The 12,268-nt window shown below is 67.9% G+C and carries 11 protein-coding genes and 1 tRNA gene; 10 read left to right on the top strand and 2 right to left on the bottom strand.

Annotation, left to right across the window (positions count from 1 at the left end; translation table 11 throughout):
* Positions 1–36: 36 nt before the first annotated feature.
* Complete coding sequence (gene glpX, locus Q4I23_RS13040; RefSeq protein WP_172428683.1) at positions 37–1,029, top strand: class II fructose-bisphosphatase; 993 nt, start codon at positions 37–39, stop codon at positions 1,027–1,029.
* A 79-nt stretch (positions 1,030–1,108) separates the two neighbouring features.
* On the opposite strand, the gene Q4I23_RS13035 is transcribed toward glpX, so the two are convergent.
* Positions 1,109–2,203: a glycerol dehydrogenase gene (locus Q4I23_RS13035; RefSeq protein ID WP_498526500.1), complete on the bottom strand. Its 1,095-nt coding sequence runs from the start codon at positions 2,201–2,203 to the stop codon at positions 1,109–1,111.
* A gap of 212 nt (positions 2,204–2,415) precedes the next feature.
* Between Q4I23_RS13035 and recJ the strand changes: the two genes are divergently transcribed.
* The 4 genes from recJ (at position 2,416) to Q4I23_RS13015 (ending at position 5,814) form a co-directional block, all read left to right on the top strand.
* Positions 2,416–4,215, top strand: a complete 1,800-nt coding sequence (recJ, locus tag Q4I23_RS13030) for a single-stranded-DNA-specific exonuclease RecJ (protein WP_498526499.1) — start codon at positions 2,416–2,418, stop codon at positions 4,213–4,215.
* A 123-nt stretch (positions 4,216–4,338) separates the two neighbouring features.
* A tRNA-Glu gene (locus tag Q4I23_RS13025) sits at positions 4,339–4,414 on the top strand.
* 232 nt (positions 4,415–4,646) lie between these two features.
* Entirely contained in the window at positions 4,647–5,486 is an 840-nt protein-coding gene (locus Q4I23_RS13020) for an aldo/keto reductase (protein WP_498526498.1), read from the top strand.
* Positions 5,487–5,607: 121 nt separating this feature from the next.
* Positions 5,608–5,814, top strand: a complete 207-nt coding sequence (locus Q4I23_RS13015; RefSeq protein WP_498526497.1) for a hypothetical protein — start codon at positions 5,608–5,610, stop codon at positions 5,812–5,814.
* Between the two features lie 94 nt (positions 5,815–5,908).
* Here Q4I23_RS13015 and oxlT read toward each other — a convergent pair whose 3' ends face one another.
* Positions 5,909–7,210 (bottom strand): oxalate/formate MFS antiporter, encoded by a 1,302-nt coding sequence (gene oxlT / locus Q4I23_RS13010; RefSeq protein ID WP_109070202.1) that lies wholly within the window; start codon positions 7,208–7,210, stop codon positions 5,909–5,911.
* Positions 7,211–7,699: 489 nt separating this feature from the next.
* Here oxlT and Q4I23_RS13005 point away from each other — a divergent pair, with 489 nt between their 5' ends.
* From Q4I23_RS13005 to Q4I23_RS12985, 5 genes are all read left to right on the top strand, one after another.
* Positions 7,700–8,629, top strand: a complete 930-nt coding sequence (locus Q4I23_RS13005; RefSeq protein WP_498526496.1) for a histone deacetylase family protein — start codon at positions 7,700–7,702, stop codon at positions 8,627–8,629.
* 155 nt (positions 8,630–8,784) lie between these two features.
* Complete coding sequence (locus Q4I23_RS13000) at positions 8,785–9,255, top strand: GNAT family N-acetyltransferase (protein ID WP_498526495.1); 471 nt, start codon at positions 8,785–8,787, stop codon at positions 9,253–9,255.
* A 260-nt stretch (positions 9,256–9,515) separates the two neighbouring features.
* The gene (locus Q4I23_RS12995) at positions 9,516–10,541 is read left to right on the top strand and encodes a 2-dehydropantoate 2-reductase (protein ID WP_137114415.1); all 1,026 of its coding nucleotides are present in this window, start codon (positions 9,516–9,518) and stop codon (positions 10,539–10,541) included.
* Between the two features lie 99 nt (positions 10,542–10,640).
* Positions 10,641–11,096 carry a CBS domain-containing protein gene (locus Q4I23_RS12990; RefSeq protein WP_014240276.1) on the top strand — a complete coding sequence of 152 codons (456 nt, stop codon included), beginning with the start codon at positions 10,641–10,643 and terminating at the stop codon, positions 11,094–11,096.
* 261 nt (positions 11,097–11,357) lie between these two features.
* Positions 11,358–12,268: NAD(P) transhydrogenase subunit alpha (locus Q4I23_RS12985; protein ID WP_498526494.1), on the top strand; the 911-nt coding region annotated here is incomplete at its 3' end.

The following is a 12,268-nucleotide window of genomic DNA, read 5'->3' as shown; positions in this document are numbered from 1 at the left end:
ATAGAAGAACCGAGCATCGATTCGGGGGAGAACACCATGTCCGTTCATGTCGACCTGTCCGGTATGGACCGGAACCTGGCTTTGGAAGCCGTCCGCGTCACCGAGGCCGCCGCGCTGTCCGCGTCGCTGCTGATGGGCCGCGGTGACGAGAAGCTTGCCGACCAGGCCGCGGTCGACGCCATGCGCCAAGCGCTCAACACCCTCTACATCGACGGCACCGTCGTGATCGGCGAGGGCGAGCGCGACGAGGCGCCCATGCTTTACATCGGCGAGAAGGTCGGCGCCGGCATCGGCCGCGGGCCGAAGGTCGACATCGCGCTCGACCCGCTGGAAGGCACCACCATCTGCGCCACCGGCGGCCCGAACTCGCTGGCCGTCATCGCCATGGCGGACGAGGGCGGCTTCCTGAACGCGCCCGACGTCTACATGGACAAGATCGCCGTCGGCTCCGGCCTGCCGGAAGGCGTGGTCGATCTCGACGAGACACCGGCCAACAACCTCAAGGCCCTGGCCAAGGCCAAGGGCACCGAGGTGCAGGAACTGCTGGTCTGCATCCTCAACCGTCCGCGCCACGCCGAGCTGATTGCCCGCGTCCGCGAGGCCGGCGCGCGCATCATGCTGATCAACGACGGCGACGTCTCGGGCGTGATCGCCACCAGCCAGGTCGGCACCGGCGTCGACATGTATGTCGGCTCCGGCGGCGCGCCGGAAGGCGTTCTGGCCGCGGCGGCGCTGCGCTGCATCGGCGGTCAGTTCCAGGGCCGTCTGCTGTTCCGCAACGACGACGAGAAGGCCCGCGCCGCCCGTTGGGGTGTCAAGGACCTGAACAAGAAGTACAGCCTGACCGAGCTGGCCAGCGGCAACGTCATGTTCGCCGCGACCGGCGTGACCGACGGCGCCATGCTGCGCGGCGTCCGCCGCTTCCCCGGCGGTGCGACCACCCACTCGGTGATCATGCGCTCCAAGTCGGGCACCGTGCGCTACGTTGAGGCGCACCACAACCTGCAGCGCAAGCCGTCCATGGCGTAAGGCTGCCTAAGGAAAAAGGGGGGCGCGCGGCCATCCGCCGCGCGCCCCTTTCTTTTTCTGAGATTTCCTTTTTCGGAGATTACAGGCCCTTCCGCCGCCGTCCCTCGGCGTCGGCGGCCTTCATGGCGGCCAGGACGCGCTGCGGGGTGATCTCGTGCGGCTCGTTGTGGATGGTCTCGCCCTCGGCGCAGGCCCGCTCCGCCGCCAGCAGGAGCCGCTCGTCCGACACGCCGGCAAGGCCGATCTCGGCCAGCGTCGTCGGCAACCCCACCGCCTTGCAGAAGCCGTAGACCTCGTCCAGCACCGCGGGCGGCCGGTCGGTCAGGATCAGCAGCGTCAGCGTGCCGAAGGCGACCTTCTCGCCGTGCCAGTAATGGTGCGTTTCCTCCAGCGCGGTCAGGCCGTTGTGGACGGCGTGGGCCGCCGCCAACCCGCCGCTCTCGAAGCCCAGACCGCTCAGCAGCGTGTTGGCCTCGACGATGCGCTCCAGCGCCGGGGTGACCACGCCCTGCTCGCAGGCCGATTTGGCGAGCACGCCATACTCCAGCAGCGTGTCGTAGCACAGCCGGGCCAGCGCGAAGGCGGTCATCGGGCCGACGCGCCCGGTCATGTTGCCGCCGCGCTTGATGCGGCAGTCCTCCGCCTCGAACCAAGTCGACAGGGCGTCGCCCATGCCGGAGACGAGGAAGCGCACCGGGGCGCTCGCCACCACGCCGGTGTCGACCAGCACGAGGTCGGGGTTGCGCGGCAGCACGAGGTAGCGCTTGAAAGCCCCCTCCGGCGTGTAGATCACCGAGAGGGCGCTGCACGGCGCGTCGGTGGAGGCGAGCGTCGGGACGATGGCGGTGCGCGCGTCCAGCGCGTGGGCGACCGCCTTGGCGGTGTCGAGCGCCTTGCCGCCGCCGATGCCGACCACGACGTCAGCGCCCATGGCGCGGGCGAGGCCGGTCAGCCGCTCGATCTCCTCGTCGGAGCACTCGCCGCGGAATTCCTGGATGTTCATCTCGACGCGCCCGGCGGCGGCCTCGACCAGCCGGCCTTTCAGCGTCTTCAGGACGAAACTGTCGGTGACGGCCAAAACCGTCTTGCCCAGCCGGGCCAGATCCTCGCCCAGGCTGTCGAGGGCGCCGTTGCCCTGGACGTAGCGGGCCGGAAAGATCGCCGTGGTGATCATGGTTCCCTCCTCCGCGTGGTGTTGACCGCAGTGGAGCAGGACGCCTCTCCACCCGCAATGACCTGCCTCAAGTTGCAGTGCGGCAAGGCCGCTTGCCACCTTTGCGTACAGACGCGACGACCCCAACGCCACCGATGGGGCCCATCCGCTGGCCCGCATGTCCCCCATCTGCTATGGCTTCGGCCTTTCCGATCCGTGGCATCCTGGGCAGCATGACCAACACTTTTCCCCCCTTCCTGAACGTCGCCCATTCCCTGTCCGGCAAGCGCTGGCAGGCGCGGCCCTACGACGAGCGGCTGGCCTGGGGGCTGGCGCAGGGGCGGGGGCTGCCAGAGATCGTCGGGCGGGTGCTCGCCGCCCGCGGGGTGACCGAAGAGGCGTGCGACGGCTTCCTGAACCCGACGCTGAAGGCGCTGCTGCCCGACCCCTCCCGCTTCAAGGACATGGACGTCGCGGCGGAGCGCATCGCCCGCGCTGTCATGGACGGCGAGCCGGTGGCCGTCTTTGGCGACTACGACGTGGATGGTGCCACCTCCTCCGCGCTGCTGCGGCGCTTCTTCCGGGCGGTGGGGGCGGACCTGCGGATCTATGTGCCCGACCGCATGAAGGAGGGCTACGGCCCCAACGGCCCGGCGCTGCTGCGGCTCAAGGCTGAGGGCGTACGGCTGGTCGTGACGGTGGATTGCGGGATCTCCGCCTTCGCGGCGCTGGAGGCGGCGGCGAAGGCCGGGCTGGAGGTGGTGGTCCTCGACCATCACGCGGCGGAACCGCGCCTGCCGCCGGCCGTCGCCCTGGTCAACCCGAACCGGCTGGACGAGGACGGCGCCTACCGCACGCTGTGCGCGGCGGGGGTGACCTTCCTGGCCGTGGTGGCGGTGAACCGGGCGCTGCGCAGCGCCGGATTCTACGCGGGCCGCAACGAGCCGAACCTGATGGAATGGCTCGACCTCGTGGCGCTGGGCACGGTGTGCGACGTGGTGCCCCTGACTGGGCTGAACCGGGCGCTGGTGGCGCAGGGGCTGAAGGTGATGGCGCGGCGCGCCAACCCAGGCCTGTCCGCCCTGTCCGACGTCGCCGGGGTCAAGGAGAAGCCGGACGCCTACCACGCCGGCTTCGTGCTCGGCCCGCGGGTCAACGCGGGTGGGCGGGTCGGCGCCTCGGACCTCGGGGCGCGGCTGCTCTCCACCGACGACCCCATGGAGGCCATGGAACTGGCCCAGAAGCTGGAGGCTCACAACGCCGAGCGCCGCGCGGTGGAGCAGGGCGTGCTCGCCGACGCCCTGGCCCGGCTGGAGGAGCATGCCGAGGAACTGGCCGAGCTGGTCTTCGTGGCGGGGGAGGGCTGGCACCCCGGCGTGATCGGCATCGTCGCCAGCCGCCTGAAGGAGCGCTACAGCCGTCCTGCCTGCGTTATCGCCCTGGAGGAGGGGGCGGACGGCACGGTGATCGGCAAGGCTTCGGGCCGTTCGGTGCGCGGGGTCGATCTCGGGGCGGCGGTGATCGCCGCGCGGCAGGAAGGGCTGCTGATGGCCGGCGGCGGCCACCGCATGGCGGCCGGCTTCACCGTGGCGGGCGACAAGCTGGCCGACCTGCAGGCCTTCCTGACCGGCCGCGTCGCCGAGCAGGTCGCCGCGGCCCCACTGGTGCCGACGCTGGAACTGGACGGCGCGCTGTCCGTTGGAGCGGCGAACACGTCGCTGGTGGACCGCCTGAACCAGCTCGGCCCGTTCGGCACCGGCAATGCGGAGCCGCGCTTCGCCGTCACCGACGCCCGCGTGGTGCGGGCCGACGTGGTCGGGGCGAATCACGTCCGCTGCATTTTCCAGGGCAGCGACGGCGCCCGGCTGAAGGCCATCGCCTTCCGCGCGCTGGAGAGCGAGATGGGAAAAGCCCTGCTGATGGGCCGCGGAACGCCCTTCCACATCGCCGGTGTCCTGCGTATCGACCGCTGGAACGGGGCGGAGGGAGTCCAGCTTTTGATCGACGACGCCGCACCCTCCCAAACCATGTGAATGCAAACAAATTCGGCGTGGAGATGGTGCATGGGGGGCATACGCGAACGGGGTAGAAAGGAGTTGGAAAAAACGCTTGCGCTCGGCCCGTCATCCCATTAGTAATCCCGCCACGCCAACGACGTCCCCATCGTCTAGAGGCCTAGGACACCGCCCTTTCACGGCGGCGACAGGGGTTCGAATCCCCTTGGGGACGCCACCTTCTCACAGGTTGGCACCGGTTTCGAAAGCTCAGCCCTTGGCTGAGCTTTTGTCGTTTCAGGCGTCATTTGTCCGGCGCCTTTGCTGGCTGCAGGTGATCCCTTCGCCGAGACGTGGTCGCCGGCTTCTCCCGCCCGTCGAAATAGCGCCAAGGGGCGGTTTCCTGGGGTGGCTCCGTGGACTAACGTTCTTCACGCCCTTCGACGGGGCCAAGGGAACGGGAGACATCCATGACCATTCCGACGACACGCCTTCCTTCGGGAACCGCCGTTCCGGTGCTCGGTCAGGGCACTTGGTACATGGGCGAGGACAGCCGCGACCGCGCGCGGGAGGCGGCGGCGCTGCGGCTCGGCCTCGACCTCGGCATGACGCTGATCGACACGGCGGAGATGTACGCCGACGGCGGGGCGGAGGAGGTGGTCGGCGAGGCCATCGCCGGGCGCCGCGACGAGGTGTTCCTGGTCAGCAAGGTGCTGCCGATGAACGCCAGCCGCCGCGGTACAGTCGCGGCCTGCGAACGCAGCCTGAAGCGTCTGCGCACCGACCGCATCGACCTCTACCTGCTGCACTGGCGCGGCAGCCACGATTTCTCCGAAACCATCGAGGCCTTCGACACGATGATGCGCGACGGCAAGATCGGCCAATGGGGCGTCAGCAATCTGGATCTCCAGGACATGGAGGAACTGGTCGGCACGCCGGGCGGGAAGGGGGTGCAGACCAACCAGCTTCTCTACAACGTGACGCGCCGCGGCATCGAATACGACCTGCAGCCCTGGTGCCGCGGCCGGGGCATCCCGATCATGTCCTATTCGCCGATCGAGCAGGGGCGGATGCTGCGCCATCCGGAGCTTCGCCGCGTCGCTGACCGGCACGGCGCGACCCCGGCCCAGGTCGGGCTGGCCTGGCTGCTGCGCCAGGATGGGGTGATCGCCATCCCCAAGGCGTCGGACCTTGCCCATGTCCGCGACAACCGGGCCGCCGCCGACCTGCGGCTCGACGAGCAGGATCTCGCGGACCTCGACCGGGCCTTCCCGCCGCCCCGTGGGCCGCGCCCGCTGGAGATGCTGTAGCGCGGCGAAGCGCCGCGCTTTGGGTGGCGGACTCGATTCCCCTGGCCGAACGGCCTATGTATGCTGCATTGCGGAATCAGGCACGCCTGACTCCGCGTGCGGCTCATCCGGGAATCAAAGCATGCTCGCCATCGTTCTTCTGTCCATGCTGCTGTCGGGCTTCGCCATTGTTGTGGCGCGGATTCTGACCGCCGAGGTCGCCACCGCCGGCATGCCGGCCCGCGATCCCTGGTCGCCCGGCCATCTGCGCTGGGTCAAGAAGGCGCACGAGAAGCAGGAAGAGATCGAGGGGGGCCCGTCCTGGGCATCGTTCCCGCGCGGGCTCTGACTTTTTTTCCCACAAAGCTTTTCCCCAAAAGCAAATCGGGCCGGGAAATTTCCCGGCCCGATTGCGTTCGGGTGCTGATGGTGCGTCCGTTGCCTTACTGGGCCGGCTCCGCCGCCAGCTTCGAGGCCGGCAGGCTCTCGGTGATCTGGCGGGCGCGCATCGGCTTCAGGACGAAAATGGCCAGCAGGGCGGCGATGCCGTTGACCGCAGCGGCGAAGAAGAACACCGCCTGCCAGCTGCCGGTCGAGGCGACCGCCACGTTGGCGAAGGGAACGACCAGCGACGCGGTGCCCTTGGCGGTGTACAGCAGGCCGGCGTTGGTGGTGGCGAACTTCGAGCCGAAGGAGTCGCCGCACAGCGCCGGGAACAGGCTGTAGATCTCACCCCAGGCGAAGAACACCAGACCCGTCAGGATCACGAAGGCGACGGGGTTGTGGCCCCACTGGTTCAGCGCCAGGATGCCGACGCACTCCAGGGCGAAGGCGATGAACATCGTGTTCTCGCGGCCGATGTGGTCCGACACCCAGCCGAAGAAGGGGCGGGTGACGCCGTTCAGCACGCGGTCGATCGACAGGGCGAAGGTCAGTGCCGGCAGGGTCAGGCCCATGATGCTGACCGGCACGCCGTCCAGGTGGAAGTCCTTGGCGATCGGGCCGAGCTGCGCGGTCGCCATCAGGCCGCCCGCTGCCACCATCACGAACATGGCGTACATGACCCAGAAGACGGGAGTCTTCAGCATCTGGACCGGGGTGTAGCTCTCACGGGTCTGCGAGACCGACGACCGGGAGACCTCCGGAACCTGCCCCTTCTTCGGCGACGCCAGGAACCATGCCAGCGCGAGGATCACCGCGCCCTGGCCGATGCCGAAGGTCATGAAGGTGGCTTCATAGCCCGAGGAGTGAATCATGTTGGCGATGGGAACAACCGTGAGGGCCGAGCCGGCGCCGAACCCGGCGGCGGTCAGGCCGGCGGCGAGGCCGCGGCGGTCGGGGAACCACTTCAGTGCGTTGCCGACGCAGGTGCCGTAGACGCCACCGGCGCCGATGCCGCCCAGCGCCGCGCCGAGATAGAGCATGGCGAGCGAGTCGGCCACCGAATTGACCGCCCAGGCCGCGGCGCAGAACACGCCGCCGATCAGGACGACGATGCGCGGGCCGAACTTGTCGACGAACCAGCCTTCGACGGGAACCAGCCAGGTTTCCATGACGACGAAGATGGTGAAGGCCACCTGGATGGCCGCACGGCCCCAGCCATGCTTCTGGTCGATGGGCTCGACGAACAGAGTCCAGCCATACTGCAGGTTCGCGATCATCGACATGCAGATGACGCCGATGACGAGCTGGAACCAGCGGCCACCGAGGGGCCCCTTCGGGGCCTCCGTGAGGGCTTGGTGCATTTCTCTCCTCCTAGAAGCGATCTCTTTGCGAAGCGGTCTTTTGCTTTTTTGAGTCGGGTTGTTTTTGTTCTTTTGACCGGAGATTTTCCCGTGGTGTGCCGGGTCGTCTCCATCGCCTTGGCTTGACCGTCGAACCGACCGCTTGGTGTGGGCGGTTTAAGCTCGCGGGGTGAGCGTTTTTGGCATTAGAGATATGGTATGCCAGATACAGTTTCCGGCGCAAGCTGTTTGTCAGCGTAACAAACAGACTCGGCGTGCGAGGGCCGCTCTACCACTTCCGGAAGCGTTAATAGCCTTTGTCTGAATGGGGGTTCTTACGCTTGGACGGTGGTGGTGCTGACGGTTGGTTAGCAAAGCGATTTGGCCCGTTCTGGTATCTGGTATACATGTAAGGCAAGAGCGCGCGTCGACTCGGGATGACATTCCGCTTCCGTGCCGTCGCGCGAGCGACCAGCTTCAAATCATCGGTACAGGGGAGGAGAAGACTCGATGACCACCGCCATTTTCACCCATCCGGACTTCCTGGCGCACGACACCGGCCCGGGGCACCCGGAGCGTCCCGAGCGAATCGCCGTGGTGTGGGAGGTTCTGGACCGCGACGAGTTCCGCGATCTGCCCCGCTTCGAGGCCCCGGAGGCGGAGGTCGAGCAGCTGCGCTGGGTGCACGACCCGGCCTATGTGGACGCGGTGCTGAACGCAGTCCCGGACAGCGGCCATGCCCGGCTGGACGCCGACACCGTGCTGTCCCCCACCTCACGCTCGGCGATCCTGCGGGCCGCCGGCGCGGTCTGCGCGGCGGTGGACGCGGTGCTGGACGGGACGGCGAAGAACGCCTTCTGCGCGGTCCGCCCCTGCGGCCACCACGCCGAGCCGGCCCGCGCCATGGGCTTCTGCGTCTTCAACAATGTGGCGGTCGGTGCCGAGCACGCCCGCAAGCGGCGCGGTCTGACCCGTGTGGCCGTAGTCGACTACGACGTGCACCACGGCAACGGCACCCAGGCGATGTTCTGGGACGACGCCGACCTGTTCTTCGCCTCAACCCACCAGTCGCCGCTCTATCCCGGCACCGGCGCGATAAGCGAGACCGGAGTCGCCGACAACATCGTCAACGCACCGCTGCCGCCCCACTCCGGGACGGTGGAGTTCCGCCAAGCGATGGAGCGCCGCATTCTCCCTGCGCTGGAGGAGTTCCAGCCGGAGTTGATCCTGATCTCCGCCGGATTCGACGCCCACGCCCGCGACCCGCTGGCGTCGCTGAACTTCACCGGCCCGGATTTCGAATGGGCGACGCGCAAGCTGGTGGAGGCGGCGGACCGGTTGTGCGACGGCCGCGTCGTGACGGTGCTGGAGGGCGGCTACGACATGGTGGGGCTCGCCGAAGGGTGCGCCGCCCATCTCCAGGCCCTGATGCGCGCCTGACCGGGGCTCGGACGACGAAGCCCGGGTGATTTCGAGGGACTTTGCGCAGCTGCACCATAAGGTCGGTTGCTTCCTGCACGGATTATCTGGTATACCAAATACCAGAGAGACGAATAGAGTCCCTCGAACACACAAAAAAACGGGAGTTACGCACGATGGACCAGCGGATCGCCGAACAGAACGCTGCCGACCAGCACACCATCGAGATCACTCTGGCGAAGACCGACGCAGACATCGCCGACAGCTATGCGGTGGTGAAGGAACTGCGCACCCACATGACCGACCCCGTCGCCTACGCCGCCCAGATCCGCCGCCAGATGGAGGACGGCTACAACATGGCGCTCCTGCGCATCGACGGCGAGGTGGCTGGCTGCGGCGGCTTCCGCGTTCACGAGACGCTGTCGCGCGGTCGCTATATGTATGTTGAGGACCTCGTCACCTCGCCGAAGCACCGTTCCTTCGGTCTGGGCGACAAGCTGTTCGATTGGCTGGCCGGTCAGGCCCGCGAAAAGGGCTGCGCCCAGATGGAAATCATCTCCGGCGTCCAGCGCGGCGACGCGCACCGCTTCTATCACCGCAAGCGCATGACGGTTAAGGCGTTCCAACTCGTCCTGCCGCTCACCTGATCCCACGCGCCGGATGGACCCGCGAACCGGGCGTCCGGACGGGCCGGGCGTCCGGTTTTCCATGCTCGAACTTTCGTTGGAAAACCCAGGATTCTCGCCCGATTCCGGATCATGCCCCTCCCTCGACAGGGTCTATTTTGCCAGTTGACATCTGGTATCTGGTATACCAAACTCCGTATTTGTTCGGTGTGCTGATTGATTGGGGTTACTGCAAAGGCTGCGCGGCGCGTGGCCGATAATTGGGGGAGAGGAAACGGGTTATGAAGATCTGCATCTTTGGGTCCGGGGCCATCGGCGGGTATCTGGGTGTGCGTCTCCACCAGGCCGGCGCGGATGTCAGCCTCGTGGCGCGCGGCGCCCACCTCACGGCCATGCGTGAGAACGGCGTGAAGCTGATCGTCGGAGAGGAAGAAACGGTCGTCCACCCCCGCTGCACCGACAACGCGGCGGAACTCGGCCCGCAGGACTACGTCATCATTGGTCTGAAGGCCCACTCCGTTCCCAGCGTCGTCAACGCCATCCAGCCGCTGCTCGGCAAGGACACCGCCGTGGTCACCGCGGTCAACGGCATCCCCTACTGGTACTTCTACAAGAACGGCGGCGAGTTCGAAGGCCGTGTGCTCGACACTGTCGATCCGGGCGGCATCCAGTGGAACGGCCTGAGCCCGGAGCGCGCCATCGGCTGCGTCGTCTACCCCGCGACCGAAGTCGTCGAACCCGGCGTCATTCAGCACATCTACGGCGACAAGTTCTCGCTGGGCGAGCCGGACGGCAGCCAGTCCGACCGCGTGAAGAAGCTCAGCGCGGCGATGGAGGCCGGCGGCCTGCGCGCCCCGGTGCTCGACCGCATCCGCGATGAGATCTGGCTGAAGCTGTGGGGCAACCTCTGCTTCAACCCGATCAGCGCGCTCACCCACGCCACGCTGGACGTCATCTGCTCCGATCCGGAAACCCGCGCCGTCGCCAAGGCGATGATGCTTGAGGCCAAGGAGATCGGCGACCGTCTGGGCGTGCATTTCCGGGTGGATGTGGAGCGCCGCATCAACGGCGCCGGCGCGGTCGGCGCGCACAAGACCTCCATGCTCCAGGATCTGGAGCGCGGCCGTCCGATGGAGATCGACGCCCTGCTGTCGGTAGTCCAGGAGATGGGCCGCATGGTCGGCGTGGCGACCCCGACCATCGACGTGGTCCTGGCCCTCGTCCGCCAGCGCGGCGAGATCGCCGACTGCTACACCCGCCCGCAGCGGGCGTCGTCCGAGGCCGCACCCGCGGTCGCCGCCCAGTAGGGCGGACACCGTCCGGCCCCGCACACAGAAACCAACGCCCCCAACGACGCAGCGAAGCAACGCCGAGGGGCCGGACAATCGCTTCACAGGAGGAGCGTCATGAGGGTTGAAGACATTCTCCGCCGGAAGGGGACGCGCATCGGCACGGTGCGCATCAACGAAACCGTGGAAACGGCGTTGCGTCTTCTGAAGGCCGAAAACACCGGCGCGCTGGTGGTCAAGGACGTCTGCCGGACCGAGGGCAACACGGTCGTCGGGGTGATTTCCGAACGCGACATCGTGCGCAGCCTGACCGACCGCGGGCCGGGCATCCTGTCCCTGCCGGTCACGGCGGTGATGAGCCACCATCCCGTCTGCTGCGCGCCGGGCGATTCCGTCCGCCACGTGCTCCAGCTGATGGACGAGCATACCATTCGTCACGTCCCCGTTCTGGACGGCGCCTCGCTGGTCGGCGTGGTCAGCGTGCGCGATCTCATCAAGGCGCAACTCGACGCCGCCCCGCCGGACGCCGGGGCGGGCGAGGTCGTCAGCTATCCCGTCGCCGCGGCTCAATGACGGACGACGGTGCCCCAGGCGGTCGTGCCCGGGGCAACCTTCCCATGTCGGCGGCGGTGATCCGGAGGCGGTCACCCGCATCCATCCCGGGTGACCGCTCCGCCGCCCTGCAGGCCTGACGCCGGACCACGCCTCGTCGCTGGCCGGCACCGACATCATTCGAGATTTTGACCGGCGGGCCGCCCGCCGAGGCCGCCCGCCGTCGAGGCCGGAGCGCTGACGCCTCGTCCTGCCGATTGCTTTGGGAGGCAATCAACAACCATGAAAATCGCCATACCCAGGGAGCGGCGCGCGGGCGAGAATCGCGTCGCGGCGTCTCCGGAAACCGTCAAGAAGATCAAAGGTCTCGGTCTCGACGTCGTGGTCGAGACCGGGGCCGGTCTGGGCTCGAACCTGCCGGACCGGGTCTATCAGGACGCCGGCGCGGAGATCGCGCCGGACGCCGCGTCGGCGCTGGCCGACGCCGACATCGTGCTGAAGGTGCAGCGCCCGCTGCTGTCCGGGGAAGGGGACCTCGACGAGCTGGCGCTGATCAAGCGCGGCGCGCTGCTGTTCGCCATCCTCAACCCCTACAACAGCCGCGACCACGTGGCGGCCTACGCCGCGGCCGGGGTGAACGCCTTCGCCATGGAGTTCATGCCGCGCATCACCCGCGCCCAGGTCATGGACGTGCTGTCCTCCCAGGCCAACCTCGCCGGCTACAAGGCGGTGGTCGATGCCGCCAGCGAGTATGGCCGGGCCTATCCGATGATGATGACCGCGGCGGGCACGGTGCCGCCGGCCCGCGCCTTCATCATGGGCGTCGGCGTCGCCGGGCTGCAGGCCATCGCCACGGCCAAGCGGCTGGGCGCCATCGTCTCGGCGACCGACGTGCGCCCGGCGGTCAAGGAGCAGGTGCAGAGCCTTGGCGGCAGCTTCGTCGCGGTCGAGAACGAGGAGTTCAAACAGGCCGAGACGTCGGGCGGCTACGCCAAGGAGATGTCGGACGACTACAAGCGCCAGCAGGCGGCGCTGGTGGCCGAGCACATCAAGAAGCAGGACATCGTCATCACCACGGCGCTGATCCCCGGGCGCAAGGCGCCGATCCTGGTGACACGCGAGCATGTGGCGTCGATGAAGCCGGGCTCGGTGCTGATCGATCTGGCGGTGGAGCAGGGCGGCAACGTCGAGGG

It is taken from the genome of Azospirillum sp. UFLA03-27 (genome assembly GCF_059803775.1).
Note: the sequence above shows the minus strand (reverse complement) of the source record. Positions and strands in the feature narration are given on the sequence as shown.